The 23,352-nt window shown below is 62.7% G+C and carries 19 protein-coding genes; 8 read left to right on the forward strand and 11 right to left on the reverse strand.

All coding sequences use genetic code 11. The features are described 5' to 3' along the window. Nucleotides 1-19: 19 nt before the first annotated feature. Nucleotides 20-1,915 carry a peptidylprolyl isomerase gene (locus AC3EML_RS20210; protein ID WP_023688560.1) on the reverse strand — a complete coding sequence of 632 codons (1,896 nt, stop codon included), beginning with the start codon at nt 1,913-1,915 and terminating at the stop codon, nt 20-22. Nucleotides 1,916-2,062: 147 nt separating this feature from the next. On the opposite strand from AC3EML_RS20210, the gene tpiA reads away from it, so the two are divergent. From tpiA to AC3EML_RS20235, 5 genes are all read left to right on the forward strand, one after another. After that, entirely contained in the window at nt 2,063-2,833 is a 771-nt protein-coding gene (gene tpiA / locus AC3EML_RS20215) for a triose-phosphate isomerase (protein WP_023688559.1), read from the forward strand. A gap of 196 nt (nt 2,834-3,029) precedes the next feature. Continuing rightward, nucleotides 3,030-3,518, forward strand: coding sequence for a preprotein translocase subunit SecG (gene secG / locus AC3EML_RS20220; RefSeq protein ID WP_023693455.1), 489 nt, complete (start codon nt 3,030-3,032; stop codon nt 3,516-3,518). 201 nt (nt 3,519-3,719) lie between these two features. Further along, nucleotides 3,720-4,838, forward strand: a complete 1,119-nt coding sequence (locus tag AC3EML_RS20225; RefSeq protein ID WP_352444201.1) for a L,D-transpeptidase — start codon at nt 3,720-3,722, stop codon at nt 4,836-4,838. Nucleotides 4,839-4,991: 153 nt separating this feature from the next. Continuing rightward, a complete protein-coding gene (pyrG, locus tag AC3EML_RS20230) occupies nt 4,992-6,629 on the forward strand; it encodes a CTP synthase (RefSeq protein WP_081725397.1) in 1,638 nt (545 codons plus the stop codon). Nucleotides 6,630-6,644: 15 nt separating this feature from the next. After that, complete coding sequence (locus tag AC3EML_RS20235) at nt 6,645-7,181, forward strand: DUF1697 domain-containing protein (protein ID WP_488505301.1); 537 nt, start codon at nt 6,645-6,647, stop codon at nt 7,179-7,181. Between the two features lie 95 nt (nt 7,182-7,276). Here AC3EML_RS20235 and AC3EML_RS20240 read toward each other — a convergent pair whose 3' ends face one another. The 5 genes from AC3EML_RS20240 to AC3EML_RS20260 form a co-directional block, all read right to left on the reverse strand. Further along, nucleotides 7,277-8,734: an NCS1 family nucleobase:cation symporter-1 gene (locus AC3EML_RS20240; protein WP_023688556.1), complete on the reverse strand. Its 1,458-nt coding sequence runs from the start codon at nt 8,732-8,734 to the stop codon at nt 7,277-7,279. Nucleotides 8,735-8,934: 200 nt separating this feature from the next. After that, nucleotides 8,935-9,723: a trehalose-phosphatase gene (otsB, locus tag AC3EML_RS20245; protein WP_352520316.1), complete on the reverse strand. Its 789-nt coding sequence runs from the start codon at nt 9,721-9,723 to the stop codon at nt 8,935-8,937. Then, a complete protein-coding gene (locus AC3EML_RS20250; protein WP_352520317.1) occupies nt 9,720-11,501 on the reverse strand; it encodes an alpha,alpha-trehalose-phosphate synthase (UDP-forming) in 1,782 nt (593 codons plus the stop codon). The genes otsB and AC3EML_RS20250 overlap by 4 nt, the downstream gene beginning before the upstream one ends. A gap of 144 nt (nt 11,502-11,645) precedes the next feature. Further along, entirely contained in the window at nt 11,646-13,808 is a 2,163-nt protein-coding gene (locus AC3EML_RS20255; RefSeq protein WP_023688553.1) for an amylo-alpha-1,6-glucosidase, read from the reverse strand. A gap of 43 nt (nt 13,809-13,851) precedes the next feature. Further along, nucleotides 13,852-14,913 carry a glycosyltransferase family 4 protein gene (locus AC3EML_RS20260; protein ID WP_023688552.1) on the reverse strand — a complete coding sequence of 354 codons (1,062 nt, stop codon included), beginning with the start codon at nt 14,911-14,913 and terminating at the stop codon, nt 13,852-13,854. A gap of 190 nt (nt 14,914-15,103) precedes the next feature. Between AC3EML_RS20260 and AC3EML_RS20265 the strand changes: the two genes are divergently transcribed. Then, nucleotides 15,104-15,406 carry a DUF982 domain-containing protein gene (locus tag AC3EML_RS20265; protein ID WP_023688551.1) on the forward strand — a complete coding sequence of 101 codons (303 nt, stop codon included), beginning with the start codon at nt 15,104-15,106 and terminating at the stop codon, nt 15,404-15,406. Nucleotides 15,407-15,591: 185 nt separating this feature from the next. Then, a complete protein-coding gene (locus AC3EML_RS20270; protein ID WP_352520318.1) occupies nt 15,592-15,747 on the forward strand; it encodes a hypothetical protein in 156 nt (51 codons plus the stop codon). Between the two features lie 601 nt (nt 15,748-16,348). On the opposite strand, the gene AC3EML_RS20275 is transcribed toward AC3EML_RS20270, so the two are convergent. From AC3EML_RS20275 to AC3EML_RS20295, 5 genes are all read right to left on the reverse strand, one after another. Further along, a complete protein-coding gene (locus AC3EML_RS20275) occupies nt 16,349-16,549 on the reverse strand; it encodes a hypothetical protein (RefSeq protein WP_084566774.1) in 201 nt (66 codons plus the stop codon). A 2-nt stretch (nt 16,550-16,551) separates the two neighbouring features. Beyond that, on the reverse strand, nt 16,552-16,737 hold the full coding sequence (locus tag AC3EML_RS20280) for a hypothetical protein (RefSeq protein WP_023688550.1): 186 nt from the start codon (nt 16,735-16,737) through the stop codon (nt 16,552-16,554). Between the two features lie 618 nt (nt 16,738-17,355). After that, nucleotides 17,356-18,870 (reverse strand): protein adenylyltransferase SelO, encoded by a 1,515-nt coding sequence (locus tag AC3EML_RS20285; RefSeq protein ID WP_352520319.1) that lies wholly within the window; start codon nt 18,868-18,870, stop codon nt 17,356-17,358. 243 nt (nt 18,871-19,113) lie between these two features. After that, a complete protein-coding gene (locus tag AC3EML_RS20290) occupies nt 19,114-20,490 on the reverse strand; it encodes an NAD(P)/FAD-dependent oxidoreductase (RefSeq protein WP_352520320.1) in 1,377 nt (458 codons plus the stop codon). Between the two features lie 30 nt (nt 20,491-20,520). Next, complete coding sequence (locus AC3EML_RS20295) at nt 20,521-21,348, reverse strand: DUF2243 domain-containing protein (protein ID WP_352520321.1); 828 nt, start codon at nt 21,346-21,348, stop codon at nt 20,521-20,523. 311 nt (nt 21,349-21,659) lie between these two features. Between AC3EML_RS20295 and ctaD the strand changes: the two genes are divergently transcribed. After that, a complete protein-coding gene (gene ctaD, locus AC3EML_RS20300; protein WP_352520557.1) occupies nt 21,660-23,318 on the forward strand; it encodes a cytochrome c oxidase subunit I in 1,659 nt (552 codons plus the stop codon). Nucleotides 23,319-23,352 lie beyond the last annotated feature (34 nt).

Here is a 23,352-nt window from a genome sequence, read left to right on the forward strand (position 1 = left end):
TTCATTGGGCTAAGGCCATTCATTGGGCGAGGGCTTGGGAAACGGCGGCCTGGTCGACGCTGACGGCGTACTGCGTCTGCAACTGCGCCACCAGCTGGTCGAGCAGATCGTCGGACATGCCTTGCGTGAAGGATTTTTGCGCATCGTCGGGTACCGAGCTGGCGTCGGCTCCGGCCGGCTCGAACACTTCGGCGACCTTGAACAGGATCTGGCCGTCGCCGGTGGGCGAGGGGATCAGCCCGGTGCCGCCTTCGCCGACGCCGAACATCGCAGCAGCACCCTCCTTGCCGAAATCGACATCGTCGGCCTCGCGCTTCACGCCGCGCTTGGTCTGCTTTTCAAGCTTCAGTTCGCCGGCGATGACGTCGAGTGTGGTGCCAGCCTTGAGGCGCTTGTCGAGTTCGTCTGCTTTCGCGGTCAGCCGCTTGGTCGTTTCCTCTGTCGTCCAGTCCGCCACCACGCGCTGGCGGACTTCGTCCAGCGTGCGGTCGCGAGCCGGCGTGATCGATGTCAGTTCATAGAACACGAAGCCGTTGTTAGGGGTGGTCAGGGCTTGATTCTCGGTGTTGGGCTCGGCCTCGAACACCGCCTTGATGAGGTCCGGCGATGCCGGCAGGTCCTTGATGATGGTGCCGTCCGGCTTGAGGCCGGTGCGGTCTATGGCCTCGACGGTAACGTCCTTGAGCTTGAGTTTGGCGGCGGCTTCGGCCAGCGTGCTGCCGGCGGCGCGGGTGTCTTCGTAATTGTCGTGCACGTCGAGCAGGATGCGGCTTGCTTCGCCAAGCGCCAGATCCTTGCGGATCTGGTCTGACACTTCGGCCAGCGGCTTCACCGTTTCCGGTTTGATCTCGGTAACGCGCAAAAGCACCGGACCGAACGCGCCCTGGACGACCGGGCTGACTTCGTTGACGGCAAGCGCGAATGCGGCATCGGCGACCGCCTTGTCGGTGATCTTATCCTTGGAGAGCGTGCCGAGCAGCGTGTCGGCCGGGGTCTTGCCCTGCGCGGTGACGATCTTGTCGAAAGTGGCGCCCGTCTTCAGCGAATCGGATGCCGCCTTGGCGGCGTCCGCGGAAGGAAACACCAGCTGTTCGATGGTGCGCATTTCCGGCGTGGTGTAGCGGCCCTTGTTCTTGTTGTAGTCGTCGCTGACCTGCTGGTCCGTTACGGCGCTGACATCCATGATGTCTTCGGGCTCGAGCCGGACATAGGAGAATTTGCGGTATTCTGGCGCCGCGTAGGTTTTCTTGTTGGCCTCGAAATAAGCCTGAAGCACGCTGTCGGATGGCGCCTCGATCGGCTCCACCAACGCCTTTGGCAAGATCAGATAGTCGATGGTGCGGTCTTCGCCGCGATAGAGCGCAACTGCCTTGAAGAAGGTATCCGGAGCCTTGAGCCCGTCCGAAACCGCTTCGACGATCTGCTGGCGCACCGCCACCTGAGCCCGGTTCTTCAGATAATCCTCCGGCCGCATTCCCAGTTCGCGCAGGCGGGATTCGAACAGCCGGCGGTCGAACTGGCCATTCGGGCCCTGGAAGGCGGGTTCCTGCCGCGTCAGTTCGGCCAGCCTGTCCTTGGAGAAGCCAAGCCCGAGCTTGCGCGCCTGTTCGTCGAGGACGGCGCCGGACACCAACTGAGCCAGCACCTGGTTGTCGATGCCATAGGCCTTGGCCTGGTCGCGGCTGATGCGCTGGCCGATCTGCTGTTGCAGCATGGCGATCTGGCGATCGTAGGCGAGGCGGTATTCGGTGATCGACACGGTGGTGCTGCCGGCGGTGATCACCGCATGATGGCCAGCCAGGAAGCCGCCCGTCATCCGCGTGGTGACGCCCCAGGCAAGGAAACTCAACACCAGCAGCGACAGCAGGGCTTTCGCGACCCAGGTCCCTGCCGCGCTTCTCAATATACCAAGCATTGTTACTTCCGATTTTTGCGCAGTTTTGCGTGCGCCCGAGTCTGAAACAAGCGCAATAGCGCCCTTCCGGCTCACTGTCGATTGCTTTGTGGCCTGATTTTGATAGGGAGGGCGAGACCCCAATGTCGCCCGGAGAACCAGATCCCCATGACGCCAGGAATTCGACCGCTCGTTGCCGGCAACTGGAAAATGAACGGCACCAGCGCTTCGCTGAACGAGCTCAGGATGATCGGCAACGGCTTCATGAGCGGGCTCGACGCAGAGACCGAAGCATTGGTCTGCGTGCCGGCGACCTTGCTGTCGCGCGCCGTCGAAATCCTGTCGCGCACGCCGGTGCGGGCCGGTGGCGAGGACTGCCACATCAAGGAAAGCGGCGCCTTCACCGGCTGTGTCTCAGCCGAGATGCTGAAGGATGCGGGCGCCAGCCACGTCATTGTCGGCCATTCCGAGTGCCGCGAACAGCGCAGCGAGGACGATGCCATCGTCCTCGCCAAGGCCTCGGCGGCGTGGCGGGCAGGGCTCGTCGCCATCATCTGCATCGGCGAGACCAAGGCCGAGCGCGAAGCGGGCACAGCACTCGACGTGTTATCGCGCCAGGTCGCCGGCTCGGTGCCACCGAGCGCAACGCCCGCCAACACCGTTATCGCCTACGAGCCGGTATGGGCTATCGGCACCGGCCTGACGCCGACCGCCGAAGACGTGGCGGAGGCGCACGCGCATATCCGCCAAAAACTGGCGGAAGCGCTCGGCGCAGCCGTGGCCGGCAAGATGCGCATCCTCTATGGCGGCTCGGTCAAGGCGTCCAACGCTGTCGAACTGCTAGGCGTCAAAAACGTCGATGGCGCGCTGGTTGGCGGCGCCAGCCTGAAGGCGTCCGACTTTCTCGCCATCGCCGAGGCATACCAGAATATCTCGTAGGCCCCGGAATTTCGTTGCCGACCAGTTCGGTCATAGACTTATGAACGCAGCAGTTCGGCGGAAATCGTTGCAAAGGGCGCATTGCTTCCCATATTCCGGCCACGGGCTTGGAAATGCCGTTAAAGCATTGTATGGAGCCGCCTCCAAATCACCGGCCCTGATCGCCAGGGAGCGGCAGGGCTTGCCAGGATAAAATATGGAAACCGTACTGATCGTCATCCACCTCATGGTCGTGCTCGCCCTTGTCGGCGTGGTGCTGCTGCAACGCTCCGAAGGCGGTGGTCTCGGCATTGGCGGCGGTTCCGGTTTCATGACCGCGCGTGGCGCCGCCAATGCGCTGACGCGGGCGACGGCGATCCTGGCCGCGGCCTTCTTCGTGACGTCGCTGACACTCTCGATCGTTGCCCGCTATGGCGAAAAACCGATCGACATTCTCGACCGCGTGCCGGCCGACAGCGGCAACGGCGTGCTCAATCAGTTGCCCGGCACGACGGCGCCGACGCCGCCTTCGGGCAACACCGCACCGGCCGCGCCCGCGGCCAACGGCGCCGCCACCACGCCGCCCGCCACCACGGCCCCGGCGACGGCTCCATCTCCGGCGACGCCACCTGCAACCGATTCGGCTACGCCGCCGGCTACCAATGGCGTTACCTTGCCGGTGACACCGCAGGTTCCGAACCAGTAGTCGGTAGCGTCAGATGCCGCGATCTGTTGTTGTTTCAACACAGTCGCGGCAAATGGCACACGATCACGAAGATTCGACCGCACCCCGTGCTTGAGGCCCGTACGCCACTTCGATTATAGATTGCCGGCGGCACTTTCTGCGCCCTTGGGGGGCGCCGGGCGACGCCGTGGGCAACAAGCATTGAACGATCGGATCTTCGCCATGCAGCTTCGCAGCTTCATTTTCATGGGGTTTTGTGCCGTATTCGGCATGAGCTCCGCGGTCTTCGCCGGCACTCCGGCAATGACCTCACCGCAGGCGGTTGGCAAAACCGCTGTCATCAACGTCGCCGCCAAGAGCGATGCGACGCAGCTGAAGCTTCTCAAGAAGAAGAAAAACCCGAGCCCGGATGATCTGGCTCAGATCAGCAAGCTCGAAGACAAGATCGCCGCCGAGAGGGATCTCGCCCGCGTCAAGGCGCTCGAGGCCCGCAAGCTGGCGATGCGCGATGCGGCGAAAGCCAGGGCCGATGCCCAGCGCCAGGCGTTCCTGGCAAGCAAGGGCAAGCCGGTGGTAGTTGCCGACGCCAAGCCAGGCAAGAAGACCACCAAGATCATCGCTCCGGTTGACCCGATCGCGCCGGTCGAGCCGATCGAATCGGCCGAACCGCTTCCGGCCGAAGCGATGAATATCGCGCTGACCGGCAACAATGGCGAATTGCGCAGCGAGGCCCCGGGCCAGAAGCCGACGAGTGGCGGACTGTTCGCCGGCCTGTTCGGCGGCACGTCCTCTGCCTCGTCGATTGCCTATCTCCCCGAGACGCGCGCGCTCGACCAGGCTCTCGCCAAGCGGCAAGCCAAGAAACAGTTCAAGGTGAAGCCGGAATTCGTGCCGCAGGACGTCGAATTCAGCGGCTACGAGCCGGGTACGATCGTCATCGATACCAGCGCGCGCCGCCTCTACCTCGTCGAATCGGCTTTCACCGCCCGCCGCTATGCGATCGCGGTCGGCCGCGAAGGCCTGCAGTTCAAGGGCAAGGTTGCCGTTGGCGACAAGCAGGAATGGCCGCGCTGGATCCCGACGCTCGACATGCAGAAGCGCGAACCCAAGCATTATGGCCAGTACAAGGACGGCATGCCCGGCGGCGGCCAGAACCCGCTCGGCGCCCGCGCCATCTATCTCTACGACGGCAAGAAGGACACGCATCTGCGCATCCACGGCACCATCGCGCCGCAGTCGATCGGAACCAGTGCTTCCAATGGCTGCTTCCGCATGATCAACGAGCACGTCATGGACCTCTATAGCCGCGTCAGGGTCGGCACCAAGGTCGTCATCATCTGACGTTTTCACAAACCTGCCGAAGGGCCGGCTTTTGCCGGCCCTTTTGTTTTGACCAAAACACCAGTCTCGAACCTCGGGACTATCGCGCCTTCTCTGGAAAAAGCCTCAGCGGCGGTTTTTTCTCTGGCGGAATCAATTCGGCCGCGTTAAGCGATGACTCCCATGGCGCGATATGTATTCATCACAGGCGGCGTGGTTTCCTCACTTGGAAAAGGCATCGCTGCAGCGGCCCTTGGGGCTCTCTTGCAGGCGCGAGGCTATCGCGCACGCATCAAAAAGCTCGATCCCTATCTCAATGTCGATCCCGGAACGATGTCGCCTTACCAGCATGGCGAGGTTTTCGTCACCGATGACGGCGCCGAGACCGATCTCGATCTTGGCCATTACGAGCGCTTCACCGGCCGCTCGGCCAACCAGCAGGACAACATCACCACCGGCCGCATCTACAAGAACATCATCGAACGCGAACGGCGCGGCGACTATCTCGGCGCCACCGTGCAGGTCATTCCGCACGTCACCGACGAGATCAAGAATTTCGTGCTCGACGGCAATGACGACTATGATTTCGTGCTGTGCGAGATCGGCGGCACGGTCGGCGATATCGAGGCGATGCCGTTCCTCGAGGCGATCCGCCAGCTCGGCAACGATCTGCCGCGCAACAACGCCGTCTATGTCCACCTGACCTTGATGCCTTACATCCCGACGGCCGGCGAGTTGAAGACCAAGCCGACCCAGCATTCGGTCAAGGAACTGCGCGGCATCGGCATTGCGCCCGATATCCTGCTGGTCCGCGCCGACCGCGCTATCCCCAAGGAAGAGCGCAGAAAACTGTCGCTGTTCTGCAATGTGCGCGAGAGCGCCGTCATCCAGGCGCTCGACGTGCCCCACATCTATGACGTGCCGATGGCTTACCACAAGGAAGGGCTCGATTCGGAAGTGCTGGCCGCCTTCGGTATCGATCCGGCGCCGAAGCCGCGCATGGAGCCCTGGCAGGCCGTGTCCAACCGCATCCACAATCCGGAAGGCGAGGTAACGATCGCCATTGTCGGCAAATACACCGGCCTCAAGGATGCCTACAAATCGCTGATCGAGGCTTTGTCGCATGGCGGCATGGCCAACCGCGTCAAGGTCAAGCTCGACTGGATCGAGAGCGAGATTTTCGAGAAGGAAGACCCGACGCCGTGGCTGGAAAAGGTGCATGGCATCCTGGTGCCCGGCGGCTTCGGCGAGCGCGGCTCGGAAGGCAAGATCCTGGCGGCGAAATTCGCCCGCGAGCGCAAGGTGCCGTATTTCGGCATCTGCTTCGGCATGCAGATGGCCTGCATCGAGGCAGCGCGCTCGCTGGCCGGCGTCGAACACGCCTCGTCGACCGAATTCGGTCCGACCGACGAGCCGGTCGTCGGCCTGATGACCGAATGGCTGAAAGGCAACATGCTGGAGAAGCGCCGCGAAACGGGCGATCTCGGCGGCACCATGCGGCTTGGCGCCTATCAGGCTGAACTCGCCAAGGGTTCGAAGATCGCCGACATCTATGGCGACACCCAGATTTCCGAGCGCCATCGCCACCGCTACGAGGTCAATATCGACTACAAGGAGCGGCTAGAAGATTGCGGCCTGGTGTTTGCCGGCATGTCGCCCGACGGTGTGCTGCCGGAAACCGTCGAATATCCCGACCATCCCTGGTTTATCGGCGTCCAGTATCACCCGGAGCTGAAGAGCCGGCCGCTGGAGCCGCATCCCCTGTTCGCCAGCTTCATCTCGGCCGCGGTGGACCAGTCGCGGCTGGTATAAGCAGGCCGCGTTGCCATGCAAACCTATGTTGCGCTGCTCTACAGCATTATCCTCGGCGAAGGCCGCCGGGTCGTCATGGCCGACCTCAAGGCGATGGCTGAACAGCTTGGGCTGAAGAACCCGCGCACCCTGGTGGCGACCGGCAATCTGGTCTTCGAGACACGGGCGACTGGTATCGCCAAGCTGGAACAGCAGTTGGAAACGGCCTTCGAAAAAACCTTCGGCCGCAATGTCGTCATCATCGTGCGCACTGCCGAGGATTGGCTGAAACTTGCCGCCGGCAACCCATTCCCGGCCGACTTTGCCGAGGCAGGCGATCAGGTGGCCGTGCGGGTGATGCGCGAGCCAGCGCCAGCGGATGGTGTGGCCGCGCTCCAGGCCTATGCCGCCGAGGACGAGAGGGTGGCTTCGGTCGACGGCGACATCTGGGTCGTCTTTTCGCGCCAGCGGCCAAGCTCGCGGCTGCTCGCTGCCATGAACCACAAGCGCATGGGCATCGGCACCGCACGCAACTGGAACACGGTGCGGAGGTTGGCTGAGATGGTGGAGTAGGGAGTAGGGAGTAGGGAGTAGGGAGTAGGGGTATTATTCCCTACTGACTACTGACTACTGACTACTGACTACTGACTACTCCCTATCCCTCAATTTCACGCCTTCGCCGTCCTGGCCCCTGCGCCAAGGGCGGCGGTGCGAAGGACGTAGTAGATGACCCCTGCAATGCCGACGCCGAAAAACCAGCCATAAACGCCCCACCATGCCGGCAGCAAATTGGTGAAGTTCGGCAGGACCGAGGAGAAGATGGCGCCGATGCCGGCTGCTATGAAGGCGTTGACGTGCCAGCCGCCCTGGAAGCGGAACTCGCCATCTTCGCGGTACAGTGCCTCGACGTCGACCTCGCCCTTCCGGATCAGATAGTAGTCGACCATCATCACCCCGAAGATCGGCCCCATCGTCGCGCCGATGACGTTGACGAAAGATGCGGCACTGCCTTCCCACGGCGCGAAGGGATAGAGCACCAGCGCGATAACAGCTGCGATATAGCCGCCCTTCTTGAAGTCGATCTGCCGGGGAAAGACATTGGAGAAGTCGAAGGCCGGCGAGACGAAGTTTGCCACCACATTGATGCCGAGCGTCGCCACGGCAAAAGTCAGGGCTGCAAGCGCTGCCAGGAACCAGCTGTCGAATTTCGCCGAGATCTGGTCGGGATGCAGAAGCACTTCGCCATACACGTCGAAGGCAGCGATGGTGGTCACGCCGGCGACCAGCGAGAACAGGATGAGATTGATCGGCAGGCCCCAGATGTTGCCCTTGCGCAGCGATGCCTTGTCTGGGGCATAGCGGGCGAAATCGCAGAAATTGAGATAGAGCGCTGAGAAATAGGTGACCCAGATCGCCGCCACCGCAAACAGCGACGTCCAGGAGCCAGGGGTTCCGGGTACGCCGGCATCCTTTGTCTTGTCGAGCAGCACATCCATCGGGATGTCGCTGGTGAAGGCAAATCTCCCGGATTTTACACAGAGATAGATCGCCAGGATCAACATCATCACCCACACCGCCGGTCCGGCCCAATCCTGGAAGCGGCGCACCGTTTCCATGCCGTTCTGGATGATCAGCAATTGCAGTGCCCAGATGACCACAAAACAGATCACTTCCAGACCCGTGTGGCCGAGGAAATGCGTGTTGGCGTTGAAATCGGCGAACCATTGCGAGCGGATCAGCAACGCCACGATCGCGCCCGATGCCGCCGCCGTCTGCGCGCCGTACCAGAAGCAGGCGACGATGGCGCGCACCAGGGCCGGAATGTTGGCGCCCCAGATGCCGAAGGACGCGCGCGCCAGCACGGGGTAGGGCACGCCGGTCTTCACGCCGGCATAGCCGACCATGTTCATCAGCGCGTAGATGATCAGCGAACCGATGCCGATGGCGATGATGAAATTGACGAAGCCGCCGCAAAACAGGAACAGGCTTGCGGCGAGATAATAGCCCCAGAGGCTGTGGACGTCCGACGTCCAGACGTTGAAGATCGAGAACGGCCCCCAGTTTCGGACTTTGGCCGGAGCCAGATCCTCATTGTATAGATCAGGTGATGCGCCTTGTATGGTCACTGCGATGTCCTCCCCTTGATGCCGCACGCGCCCTCACGCGTCGACTGCGCAGGTTATGCCTGACGCAGGGGAACCGGCAAGCAATCCATTTGCCGGCTTTGGCCTTAAAGATATTCAATGAGAACAGCGCTTATCGATCGGCTTTTGGCGAAGGTCGGCGCAATCGCGGCGATCTTGATTCGACCCGCAGACGGCAGGGATCAGGACGCTTTGCGGTTGAGGGCCGGTGATGCGTCGAAATTGGCGGCAAGCCAAGCTATCGCGCAGGTGACATCATCGAGCCTGTATTGGGCCACGGTCGGCCCACGCGGCTTGACCCGGATCGAGATGCCGCCGGCCTCGTTGATCGCCTCGAAACCGTTTTCGTCGGCGGTGTCGTCGCCGAGAAAGACCGGCCGGCGTCCGGCAAAGGGCGGGATTGCCATGAAACGCCGCACGGCAGCGCCCTTGGCCGCTTCGAGCGGCATGAGTTCGACGCCGGCATTGCCCGGGATAACCCGATAGCCCTTGGGAAGCTCGGTCAAAGCCTGTTCGACAAGATGCGTTGCCCTGGCCAGCAGATGCGGCGCCGCACGCGTATGGATGGCGAGGATCGGACCCTTGCGCTCGATATGAACAAGGCCGTCATCGAGTTCGGCCTCGATGGCGTCGGCAAGGGCAGCGATATCGGCGGGAGCATCCGCGGTAACGACCGCGCCGTCCGGCGTCAGCCGGTGTTCCAGCCCATAGAGACCGGCAACACGCAGCTTCAACGGATGAAACAGGCGGTCGGCGCCCTCGACCGAGCGGCCGGTGATAAAGGCGACGGCGCCGTCCAGCCGTTTGTCGACGGCGCCTAGGAGGTTGCGCAGTTCGTCGCTCACGGACACGGCGTCGGGGTGCGCGGCGTGCTCCAGCAACGTGCCGTCGATGTCGAGGAAAAGCGCCCATTGTCCTTCCGGCAGGTCGGGTGCGGCTGGCAGGCCCGGTGCTTTCGACAGGCTATTCATGACGCCACCTTCCGCATGCGGTCGAACAGCGAGACGATGTTGGTGTCGGTGTTTGCGGGCCGCTCGGCGACACTTGTCGCTCTTTCGAGGTCGCCGCGTTTGCGTAGGCGCGCCGCATCGAGCAGCATGCTGCCGGCCCAGCGAAAGACATTGTTGTCGCGCACTATTTCCCGCATCGGGCGCATGCGCTCGCGCTGTTCGTCCGGTGACATGGTCAGCGCCTGCAGCAGCACCTGGCCCATCATCGCCGCGTCGTAAGGATTGACGATCAGTGCTTCCAGCAGTTCGCGCGACGCGCCGGCAAATGTGCTGAGCAACAGCACGCCCTGTTCGTCGTCACGCGCGGCGACGAATTCCTTGGCTACGAGGTTCATGCCGTCATGCAGGCTGGTGACCATGCAGATGTCGGCGGCGCGATAGATCTCATAGACCTGTTGCTGCGAATGGTGCTCAGCCACCATGACCATGGGCTTGTAGCCGTCATGACCGTAGCGCTGGTTGAGTTCGTTGGCATAACGCAGGCATTCATCGTGCAATTGCTGGTAGGCCGGCAGCGTGCCGCGGCTTGGGGCAGCAATCTGCAGGAACACTACCTTGCCGATCCACTCGGGGTGGCGCGTAAACAATTCGTCCAGCGCATGGAAGCGGTCGAGGATGCCTTTGGTGTAGTCCAGGCGCTCGACGCCGACGCACAGCTTGACGTCCGCCGACAGGCCGAACCGCTCACGCAGGCGGGCGCGGCTTTCCTCGACCGGTGGCAGTTTGGCCAGGAGTTCGGCCGGCCATTCGATGGAGATGGGATAGGCGTGCACCAGGGTCGCCCGCCCGCCATACGAGATCGCGGCGTCGGCGCGCTCGATGCGGCTTTCCAGGAACCGGTCTACGCTTTCAGTGAAATTATTGGCATGAAACTGGGTGTGAAAGCCGATGATCGAGCTCCCGAGCAGTCCATCAAGAACGCGTTCGCGCCATGGGCAGATGCTGAACACTTCGGAGTTCGGCCACGGGATGTGCCAGAAGGTGATGATGATCGCCTCCGGCAGGCGCTCGCGGATCATGCGCGGCAGGAGCGCGAAATGGTAATCCTGAACCAGCACGATCGGCCGCTCATTGCGAGCCTCGGCAACCACCGTATCGGCGAATTTGCGGTTGACGGCCTCATAGGCCTCCCAGTCAGAGGCACGAAAGACCGGCCGGGTGAAGGCGATGTGGCAGAGCGGCCAAAGCCCTTCATTGGCAAAGCCGAGATAATAGCCCTGATATTCGTCGTCGCTCAGCCACACGCGGCGCAGCGTGTAGGACGGATTGTCCGGCGGCACCTGAACCCGATCGTTGCTGTCGACCGTCAGACGATCCGCTGATCCGCCACCATAGGCGATCCAGGTGCCGCTGCAGGCGCGGGTGATAGGCTCAAGCGCCGACACCAGGCCGCTGGCCGGCACCAGAAGCTCGACGCCGTCGTCCTTGATGTTGTGGATATAGGGTTCTCGGTTCGAGACGACGATGACCTGCGCGTCCGGCAGGTCGTCGGCAAGTATCTTGCGCAAGGTGTCGGGCGACCAGTTCACCAGCGCCGCGTCGGGAGATTGTCCGTTCTTCTCGAACTCCCGCAAGACCTTGCGCGTCGCTTCCGATGCGACGTCCTCGCCGGCAGTCGATGCAACCGTCAAGCTATGGCTACGACGTTGCCTGGAGATCGATAACAGAACGGCTAGAATCGAAAGGCCAAGGCTTGCAAGGATCAAGACCCAGAGCAGGGCCATGCCATAATCAGTCATTCCAATTCCAACTCAATTTTGGCCGTCAGGGCCTTTTTCTTCATGGTTCGATTTTGAGTGTTCGCAGCCGACGATCGCCCGTGAGAACCTGTGTTTTTGCAACGCACAAACCCTGGGATCGGTTCCCGTTGAAAGCCGTTCCGATCATGTCCGCACGATCAGCGGAACCAGCCCTTCATGGCGGTCGGCGAGAAAGGCGACGACGCGGTCGCCGACGCGCTGGAAGGTAAGATCGACCCTCTTTTCGCCGACACCCAGATGCCTGAGCGTCAGCGTATCGATGCCGATCGGCAAACGGGGTCGAGTGACGTGGATTTCGCCGTTCCAGCCGTCGATTTCCAGACCGAGGCACGCTTGCATCAGCATGAAGGCCGAGCCTGCCGACCAGGCTTGCGGCAGGCAGGCGACGGGGTAGGCGATCGGCGCTTCACCCGGCGAGCGGGTAAAGCCGCAGAACAGTTCCGGCAGCCGCATGTTGAAGTGCACGGCGGATTCGAACGTGCCGCTCATCAGCCGCACCACGCTGTCACGCTCGCCGAACCGCGCCAGGCCGGCGCCGCACATCGCCGTGTCATGCGGCCAGATGGAACCATTGTGGTACGACATCGGGTTGAACAGCACAGCATCGTCGGAAAGCGTTCGCACCCCCCAGCCGGAGTGGAAGGAGGCCGAAAGCAACTGGTCGGCGACCATCTTAGCCCGCGCCGGTTCGGGCAGGCCGACATAGAGCAGGTGTCCGGCATTCGAGGTGCGCACCTTGCACGGCTCTCCGGCGCCGTCGATCGCCAGCGCATAGAACCCGAGATCGTCCAGCCAGAAATCACGCTCGACGGCGATCCGCATCTCTTCGGCGCGATTTTCCCAGTGCTCGGCCTGCGCGAACTCGCCCCGGCGGCGGGCGAGAGCGGCAAGGCCCCTGAAGGCGGCGAAGACATAACCCTGCACTTCGACCAGCGCGATCGGCCCCTTGGGAATGCGCCCGTCGGCGTGGAAGACGGAGTCGAAGCTGTCTTTCCAGCCCTGGTTCGCAAGGCCGGATTCGGCAGCGCGCTGATAGGTGACGAAGCCGGTTGCGCGGCTCGCCTCTTCCGTCCACTTGGCGGCGGCGCAGAGAGACGGCCACAGGCTGGCGATGAAGTCCATGTCGCCGGTGCGTTCGGCATAGGCGCAGGCGAGGTGGATGTAGAGCGGCGTGGTATCGACGCCGCCATAGTAGCGGCCGAAAGGCAGTTCCTGCAGCGCCACCATCTCGCCCTTGCGCGTCTCGTGCATGATCTTGCCGGGCTGCGAGTCGCTGAAAGGCGATGTCTCGGTCGCCTGGTGCTGGGCGAGGAAGGCAAGCACGCCGCGCGCCAGGCCGGGGTTGAGCCATAGCATCTGCAGCGCCGAGATGACGCCGTCACGGCCGAAGGCCGTCGAAAACCAGGGGATGCCGGCATAGGGGTAGGGGCCGGTCGACAACTCGGTGGTCAGCAAGGCGACATCCGCGCGGGCGCGTTCGACCCAATCGTTGAAGACGCGACCCGAACTGTGCACGGTCGCGCCATGGCGGCGCTTGGCCCGCATGCCGAAACGGGCGCGCGCCGCGGCCGCCCGGAAGCGGTCGCGGTCGGGCGTTTCGGTCAGTTCCGCGCCGACCTCGACGTAAAGCATCTTGCTGCTGCGCTTGGTCACTGCGATGAGGAAATCCGCGCGCTCGGCGCTCAGCTGGTCCGGCGGCTGCGAGAACGAGATCGCAGACACCCGCGCCAGCCCGTCCAGTCCGTCATAGCGCAGCAGCACCGAGGCAGGCTCGATCTCCGCTGCATGCGCCATTCCGCGCTTCGGCCGGGTCGAACCGCGGACCTCGAACATGTCCCGGAAATCGGCGGCAAAATGCAGCGAGACGCGGATTGCCGAATGCTCCTGGCTGTAGTTGGAAAGGGTGATGCGCTCGAACAGCCGGTCCTGCCACAACAGCCTGACGCGCTCGATATGGATGGCGCCCTGCGGGATGTCGCGGCCACCGACGCTTTGCATCGGCAAATTGGTCATATTGCTGGTGAACAGCACATTGTCCTGGCTGAGCGAGGCGCCGAGCAGCGATGTCTGCCGGCCGCCGACGGTGAGCCTGAACTCCGACAGCACCCGGGTGTCGTCACGGAAGAAACCGTCGCCCGCACCCCTGATATCGCCGTAGGCGTCGGCCACGGCAAAACAGTCGCCTTGCTTTAGGGCAAACAGCCGGTGCGGCTCGCGCGGCGCGGTTTCGTCCAGGGAGGCAAGGGCCACGGCAGGGTCGAGCTTGCGCTCGTCAAGTTCGGTCATCAGTCACAAATCTCTGTTTCGGGCTCGGAACGTCCGCCGTCGTTCACGACGCTTTCGATTCAGCCGGGGCGCCGATGAGACGCGCATAGGCAGTGAGATAGTCGCGCGCCATCCTGTTGGCGGAGAACCGACTTTCGAAGACGGCGCGCACCTTTCGCCGGTCGAGCTGCAGCAAGGCCGGCACTGCGGCGACCGCGGCATGGAGAGAATCGACGACAAATCCGGTGACGCCATGGTCGATGACTTCCGGCAACGCACCGCAGTTCCAGCCGATGGTTGGCGTACCGCACGCCATCGCCTCGATCGCGGCAAGGCCGAACGGCTCGGGCCAGTCTATCGGAAACAGGAGACCAGCGGCATTGCCGAGGAATTCAGTCTTCTCACCCTCGGCGATCTCGCCGACATAGTCGATGCGGTCGCCATCGATCAAGGGCTCGATCGTCTCATGGAAATAGGCGCGATCATCGTCGCCGATCTTGGCCGCCAGCTTGAGCTTCATGCCCGACCGCAAGGCGATGTCGATGGCCCGGTCCGGCCGCTTGTCGCGCGAAAGCCGGCCGAGAAAGGCAAGGTATGGTTCGCCCGCCGCCGTCTGGAAGGTCGGCTGATAGAGACCCGTCGGCAGCCCGTGATGGATGGTGGCCAGCCAATTGGCATTCGCAAGCCCGGTCTTCTGGCTGTGTGAGATCGAGACCAGCGGAAAGCGCGGAAAGCGCTCATAGGCTGGCGCCAGATCGAGATAATCGAGCCGGCCATGAGGCGTCGTCACCGTCTTGTCCGGCATGGTCTCGAAGAACGAGAAATGCAGGAAATGGCTGAGATGAAAATGAATGATATCAAAGTCGTGGGCTCGGTTCCTCACATCGGCAAGCATCGCAAGATGCGCCGCCGTGTCCGATTTCAGCGGACGCGGATCGAGGCGCAGCGCGCGTTCACGTCCTGGTATCAGTCTGGCCGACGTCCGGCTGTCGCCGCTGGCGAACAGCGTCACCTCATGGCCGAGTTCGACCAGCCCTTCGGTCAGATAGGAAACGATGCGCTCGGTGCCGCCATAGAGAAGGGGTGGCACCGATTCGTGCAAAGGGGCGACATGGGCTATCCGCATGGTTTGAACGTGTCCCTCAAGGCAATCACGAGAGCGAAATGCATCAGCCGGCCTAACGTTCCGGACAAAAGCGGGCGTCGACAACCCAAGCCCACCAGCGCAGATTTTTTTTGCAATAAGCGGAACAAACGCGCTATCCGCGAATTTAGTAGGGTTGGTCCGCGCTGCGGCCGACCAGGGAGAGAACAAAATGGACCGCTTGCATTTCTTTACGCCCGTGCGCATTGCGCGCGGGCAGGGACACCCCGTCGAGGAAGTCGATAGCGTTGCCGAAGCGATGGTCTTTTTGCAGAAATGGCCATTGGGACGGCGTGGGCCTGTGTATCAATGCGCCGTGAATTGCTGCTCCGCGGCCCTGTCGGGCAGAATGTCGGCCGAAGCAGCCAGGAAGGCGTTTACGGGCTTTGCCCGCATCACCCGGCTGCTCGATGATGACATGGCCCTGCCGATGGGCGGCGAAAGCATGGCGGAAGTCCACGCGCTGAGGCGCTAGGCGCCGGTCCAGCCATTTGGCTATTGAACACCCGGGCTTTGGCGGCGCGGGCATCATCTTTTCCGCACCGGAGTATTCCGGCGCGGCCCTTCACCTCATGGGCCACACTGTGCTTTCATGCGGCGTTTCGCATGACCGGTGGGTGACGACCATCCACAGGCGGCCCGAACGTGGAGGGGTAGACAATGCCGAGACTGATCCTGGGAACACTCGGCGCTATCGTCGCCCTCATCTGGGCGGTCTTTGCCAGTTTGATGGGCGCGCCATCGATCGTGATCACGGTCGGCGCGGTCGCCATTGGGGCCGGCGTCTACACCTACGTCGACCGACGCTCGACTTGACGCGTCCCCGGTCTGCCGCGCGCTCGACCAATTGCACGCCGGTGTTTGACGCGCGCGGCAGTCGCGGCGGGCATTCTTCAAAGATGAGCTTGCTGGCCGCATAGAGAGCCAAGGCGCAGACAGGGCGCCACACGTCGGACCGGGCTCCGCGAGAACTTGGGAGAGATCGTCAAAGATCTTTCAATCCGGCCAATGTAGATCGAAACGGCGAATCTGTGGATTTCCGGTGGAACATCGTCGCCTCGAAACACTTCGGGCGTTGCACTGCCCCATCAGTGCACGTTCCCTTGTTCTGTTGGAACTGGCCGGCTGCCGAAAGGTGGCCGGCTTTTTTGTATATTAGCGGAACCTGAAATTACGGGGCTTGTTCTGGATGCGGCAGCGAGCCCCTCGCTGCTGGTCGAGGGCCGTAACCCTTGGCCGGGCCCGCATCGCTCCGCCAGTGGTGCGGGCCCACGGCCTCCGTTTTTTTCCGGGCGTCTGGACTCGCCGATCCTCACCCTGGTCCGGCCAATGCATGTCACTCAAAAAATGGCTCGGTTGTGAGACAATGACATGCACACGCGGCGCGCTTTAGCACAATCATTCACAAGGCGTGGGTTCAACTGTTGCTACCCTTCTTGGCTGGATTGTGCGAATGATGACTGTCCTTTTCACCGCCACCCCCTGAAACTCGGCTTTTGGATCGACGGTTTTCATCCGCCGGGGGTTTGTTGACCTGCAGGGGTTTTCTGGCGTTCTCGTGCGATGCGCCTGGCCCGCCCTGCCGGATCGTGTTCGGGTGTTTCTTCGATGTGGACATGATCACCGATCCTGCTGACGGCCCTGATGAGTGGTGTTGACCTTGGTGTTGGCTTGCTGCCCTTGGCGCTCCGGATCCGGCGCTCCGTGAGTGCCGTGCTGGGCATCATCGTGGCTAACCTGTCGCCCTTCTCCTCGACCCTTCTGGCTCTGGTTCTCAGGCGGCACGGGCGGCATTTTGCTCGACATCTGCATCTCCTTGGGTTGGCATCGTGACTCAAAACCGTGATCGTGGGGGGAAGTTCCGTCTGCTTCGTCAGCACCTGTGCTTTTCGGTGCCGACGGAATCTGACTCCCAACGCGGATTTCAAGGAACGGCAGCGGCCCGCCCGCGTCGCCCCGCCAGTGGTGCGGGCCTGCAATATAAATCCTAAGCCTGGGCTGCTATCGCAGTTTATTGCGAGCTCCGGCGACTTGCGTAGCGGGCTTCAGTGGCGACCGAAATACAGTGCTTGACCACGTTGCTGACATGATCGGTGAAGAGCGCGGTGTCGCGCCTGGATCGCGGCAGCAGCCTCCGGTCCGATCTGCCTGCAGCTGATGGCAGCTAAAACGACGTCAAAAGACCTAAGCCTCTTTGATCGCCCTCGCTGCTCGCACGAGCGATGACCAGTCAGCTCCCATGGCTGCGACAAGGTCTCGAGCATCTTCGTCTGATATTCCGGTACGGTCTACGAGCTTCCGTGCCAGCAATTCGAATGCCAATTCTATGATCGTCATAGCTCAGCCCCTACGAGAGTGCCCGTGACGATAGCTTGTAAATGGGTCTTCCGCATTTGCACATGTTAAGCGACCATCACGAATGTCTCATGTACCGCAGAATGTCTGCAGGACGCGCTCATCCGGGCGTGGCGGCTCAGCATAGCGTTCCATTCCCGGCTGCTCATCGAAGGGACGGCTGACGACCGCCAGGATCTCCTCGAACGGTGTGAAGTCGCCGCCCAACGCCGCCTGGATCATCGCCTCGATGCGATGATTGCGGGGGATGAATTTGGGATTGACGGATTGCATGGCTGCCCGGCGCGTGGCCGTGTCGGCTGGTTCGCTTGCAATGCGCTGGCGCCACCGCGCCGACCAGGCATCGAATGAGCCTGGATCCTTAAACAACTGCCGCGCCGTGCCTTGGCCGTCCGCAGCGTCGAGGTCATCGCCCAGGCGCCGAAAGCCGAGCGTAAAGTCCGCTTCGCCGTGAGCCAGCACGTCCAGAAAGTCGGCAGCGAGCTGCAAGTCGCCTTCCGCTTCGGTCAGCAGTCCGAGTTTTCTGCGGAAGCCGCGCTGCAACACAGCCTCATAGGAGGCCTGGAACGACCTCAGCACCTCTTCCGCTTCAGACACTGCTTCATTCTCGTCCGTGCTCATGAGCGGCAGCAGGGTCTCGGCATAGCGCGCAAGGTTCCATGTGGCGACACGAGGCTGGTTGGCATAGGCATAGCGACCGGCGCGGTCTATCGAACTGAACACCGCGCCGGGGTCGTAAGCGTCCATGAAGGCGCATGGGCCATAGTCGATCGTCTCGCCCGAGATCGACATATTGTCGGTGTTCATGACGCCATGGATGAAGCCGACCAGCATCCAGCGCGCCACCAGGCCCGCCTGTGCGGCGACAACGGCCTCCAGCAAAGCCCGGTACGGCCGTGCTTCCCCCGCCAGCTGTGGGAAGTGACGCTGAATGGCATAGTCGGCCAGTATCTTGAGCGCCTCGGTGTCGTGGCGCGCGGCGAAATATTGGAACGTGCCGATCCTGATATGGCTTGCCGCCACCCGTGTCAGGACGGCGCCGGGCAGCCGGACCTCGCGATAGACCGGGTCGCCGGTGAGCACCGCCGCAAGGCTTCGCGTCGTCGGAATGCCGAGCGCGCCCATCGCTTCGCTGACGACATATTCGCGCAGGACAGGGCCGAGTGCGGCGCGGCCGTCGCCGTTGCGCGAGAACCGCGTTGGTCCCGATCCTTTCAGCTGGATGTCACGGCGAACGCCGTTGACGTCCACCACTTCGCCAAGCAGCAGGGCGCGCCCGTCGCCAAGCTGAGGCACGAAGTTTCCGAACTGGTGGCCCGCATAGGCCAGGGCGATTGCTTGCAACCCTTCCGGAAATCTGTTGCCGGCAAGCATCGCCACTCCATCCGGGCTGGTAAGCTGGTCGGCATCGAGCCCGAGTTCCTCCGCGAGGTGCCGGTTGAACCGGATCAGCCGCGGTTCGGACACCGGCTTCGGATCTGTTTGCGCGAAGAAGCGCTCCGGCAATTGCGCATAGCTGTTGCTCAGGGCGGGAAGCCCCGTCTGAATGACCGGGGGTTGTTCAGCAGTCGCAGGTGACGTCATGACGAGCTGTCTCTGAAGAGGAGGGGTTCAACAGATCCCGTTTCGAGGAGCCTGTGTTCATTTGTTCATATAGGGACGCAACGTCGTTGGTGCCATCCGGATCCATCAGGCCGGCACCGGATACAAGCTGGGAACCACCCGCCTCAACTATCGAGGTTCGGGCTGCCGTGGGACGACGGGCCGTGGCGGAATCCAGAGCTGACCCCCGCATCGCCACTGTCTCCGAACTGAGCACCCGGCAATCTAGTCAGTGCGGGCGTGCAATGCCGGGGCGGCGTCTGCCTTGGTTGGCAGCGGCTCTCTCGGGGCCGCTCCCGGCGATGATTTCGAACCCGGTTCGACTCGCTCCTCGGCGATGAGCCGGGCGCCACGCTCATAGGTCAGGTAGCGCCAGAGCCACTGGATCGAGACCTGAAGGCGGTGCCGAAAACCGACGAGCAGGTAGACATGGATGAGCGCCCAGGCAGACCAGGCGAACCAGCCTTTCAGTTTCAGCCTCCCCGATTCGAACACGGCAGCGTGGCGGCCGACAATGGCCGTGTTGCCTCGATTGCTGAAGACAAAAGCGGGCAGCGTATCGCCAGCATCTATCCGGCGTGCCAGTGCCTTGCCGAGGTGCTCGCCCTGCTGCTTGGCGACCTGGGCAAGACCCGGCAATGGCTGGCCGTTCCCATCGAGGACCAGTGCGACGTCGCCAAGCGCGAAGACATCGGGATGGCCGACGACCTGCAGGTGGGATTCGACCTTCACCCGACCGCCGCGGTCGAGCCCGACACCAAGCTGGGCGACCAGCGGAGAAGCCGCCACCCCGGCGGCCCAGAGCGTCAAGGCCACCGGGATCACCTGGCCGCCGACGGTGATCTGATGCGCTTCGATCGCCTCGACCCGGTTGCCGAGCGCGACCTCGACGCCCAGGCTTTCAAGGCGCAGACGTGCATATCTGGAAAGCTCCGGGGCGAATCCGGCGAGCAGACGCTCGCCGGCTTCTACCAGTATGATCCTTGTCTTCTCGGGCCGGATGTTGCGGAAGTCGCGCGCCAGTGTGTGCCGGCTGAGTTCGGCGATCGAGCCCGCCAGTTCGACACCGGTCGGGCCGCCGCCGATAATGGCGATCGTCATCAGCCGGGATTGCTCGACTGGATCGGTGGTCCGTTCCGCGTGCTCGAACGATAGCAGCAGCCGTGACCGGATCGTGCGCGCGTCCTCGATGGTCTTCAAGCCGGGACAAACCCGAGCCCAGCTCTCCTGGCCGAAATAGAATGGCTGCGAACCGGTGGCCAAGACCAGGATGTCGTAGGGGACCGTGGTCCCATCGGCCAGCACCAGTATCCTGGCTTCGGTGACGATCTCGGTGACATCGCCGAAGAGAACCTGAACCGAGGGATAGCGGCCCAGGATCTTGCGGATTGGCTCGGCGATGTCAGGCGCCGACAAGGCGGCGGTTGCAACCTGATAGAGCAAGGGCTGGAACAAGTGGTGATTGTGGCGGTCGATGATCGTCACCCCGATTTCCGCCTTGCCGAGCGCCTTGGCAACCTCCAGACCGGCAAAGCCTCCGCCGACCACGACGATGCGCGGTGTCAGGCTCCGGCCGTGGCTGCTCTCGGTGGCGAACTGCATGCTTGATACTCCCCTATCCCTGTCCGGAAGTCATAGCCTGGCAGGAGTGCCTCGCTGCTGGCTGGAGCTACTGCTCATTCCGGCGGCATCGGTCCAGGCGAGGCATCCGGCAATGACAGGCGTCGTGCTGACCACAAGGGCGCCGCGCGCGTGAAGGGATACCAACCCGCGCCATGAGACGCGGTCGACCGCCCAGATGGTGCCGCTGGCGTCGACCCATTTGAGATGGGCGTCGGCGACTTCAACGGCCCGCATCATCGCCGCCGGTTCCATCCCGGCCCGAAAGACGATGATGGAATTGGCGGCACCGTTGAAGAACGGGCCGCCGCCGGCTGCCAATCCCGCGAGCAGGACGATGCTGGTAAGCGCTGCCGAAGCACCGCGTGCCGGTCCGCCGCGGTTGGGCAGCACCAGCACCAACACAAGCGGCACGATGCCGAAGATGACCAGCCACGCAATATCCCAGGCGAGCGGCAAGTCGCTGTTCATCTTGATCCGGTGCAGACCCAGCAGCCAGTGAAACACGACGGCATCGACGACATGCCAGACGCCGAACCCGGCGAAGGCGAGCCGCAGGATCTCCGTGGTGGTCCCGGGCCGCGCGCCGGCCGCCCTCGCGGCCACCAGCAGCACCGTGCCGGCGACGGCGAGCACATACATGAAAAGATGGAAGAGGCCGTCGGCCATGATCTGGAAGCGCAGGTCGGAACCCACCGGATCGGCGATGCCCGAGAGAAGATGATGCCATTGCAGGATCTGATGCAGGACGATGCCGTCGAAGAAACCGCCGAGCGCGAAGCCGAGCAGCAGCCAGCCGGCTCGCGTTCTCGGGTCGAGTGTCGCGGTGATCGCGTCCATGTCAGGACCACCGGCTCCAGGACGGGGCGTTCAGTTGCCTGGGCACCGACATTTCCGGCGGCATGGGGTCATGGAGACCATGACGCGCCTCGAGCCAGAAGGCGGATATCAGCCCACCAACCACCGTAGTCAGAACCAGTGTCGCAGCAATTATCGCCAGCATGGACGTCGATCCTCAGCCGCGCAGGGTCGGCCGCGCGGAACCTAACCGCGGCTTCCGTGGAATGTTCCTACCGCCGGTTCGGTGGAGGGAACAATCAAGTTCCAGCACGGTTCGATGCTGGCGACGGACGGCTCAAGCGGAGAAGGTCATGAACGAATATACGGCGGCAGATCCGGACGGTCTCGACAGCCGCCAGCCGACCGGCATCACCCGATGGCTGTTTTCGACCAACCACAAGGACATCGGCACACTCTATCTGGTCTTCGCTTTCATCGCGGGGGTGATCGGCATGCTCTTGTCGGTGAGCATGCGAATCGAGCTGCAGCAACCCGGGATCCAGTTTTTCCCCGGACTGGCGTCGATGATCTACGGTTACCAGGGCGACGCGGCGATCGACGCCGGCAAGCAGCTTTACAACGTCTTCACCACGGCCCACGCGCTGATCATGATCTTCTACACTGTGATGCCCGCCCTGATCGGCGGCTTCGCCAACTGGATGGTTCCGATCATGATCGGCGCCCCCGACATGGCCTTCCCGCGCATGAACAACATCTCGTTCTGGCTGCTGCCGCCGGCATTGATGTTGCTTTTATTGTCGATCTTCATGCCCAGCGTCCCCGGCGGCTATGGCCCTGGGACCGGCTGGTTCCTGTACCCGCCGCTGTCGACCTCCGGCCATCCCGGTCCCGCCGTGGATCTGGTCATCCTGTCTCTGCACATTGCGGGCGCCTCCTCGATCCTGGGAGCCATCAACTTCATCACCACCATCTTCAACATGCGCGCGCCGGGGATGACCCTGCACAAGATGCCCCTGTTTGTGTGGTCGATCCTCATCACCGCCTTCCTGCTGCTGCTGGCTCTGCCGGTGCTGGCCGGCGCCATCACCATGCTCCTGACCGATCGCAATTTCGGAACCACGTTCTTCGCGCCGGACGGCGGAGGCGACCCGCTGCTGTACCAGCATCTCTTCTGGTTCTTCGGCCACCCGGAAGTCTACATCATGATCCTGCCGGCGTTCGGCATCGTCAGCCAGGTGATCTCGACCTTCTCGCGAAAGCCGATCTTCGGGTATCTCGGGATGGTCTACGCAATCGTGGCGATCGGGGTGATCGGCTTCGTCGTCTGGGCCCACCATATGTACACCAGCGGGATAGGCCTCGACACGCAGCGCTACTTCACCTTCGCCACGATGGTGATAGCAGTGCCGACCGGGATTAAAGTGTTCTCCTGGATTGCAACCATGTGGGGCGGTTCGGTCAGCCTGCGGACGCCGATGCTCTGGGCCCTCGGCTTCATATTCCTGTTCACCGTGGGCGGGGTGACGGGCGTTCAACTCGCAAATGCCGGCCTCGACCGTGAATTGCACGACACATACTTCGTCGTCGCTCATTTCCACTACATACTTTCACTGGGAGCGATCTTCGGCATCTTCGCGGGCTGGTATTACTGGTTTCCGAAAATGACGGGATATCTCTACAACCCGCTTCTGGCTGGGGTCCATTTCTGGACGACCTTCGTCGGCGTGAACCTCGTCTTCTTCCCCCATCACTTCCTTGGATTGGCGGGCATGCCGCGTCGCTATGTCGACTATCCCGACGCATTCGCCGGCTGGAACATGGTGTCCTCGTATGGATCGTACCTGTCGGCCGCGAGTGTCGTGATTTTCCTCTTCGGCATCTTGGAAGCTTTCTACCGGCAAAGAGCCGCCGGCATGAACCCATGGGGGCCAGGAGCTACCACATTGGAGTGGGAGTTGACCTCTCCACCCCCTTTCCATCAATGGGACAGGCTGCCGCAAATCAGATGAGGCCGGGTTGTCGAACTCCTTTGCGCAAGCCAGC

Source organism: Mesorhizobium sp. P170090 (assembly GCF_057786115.1).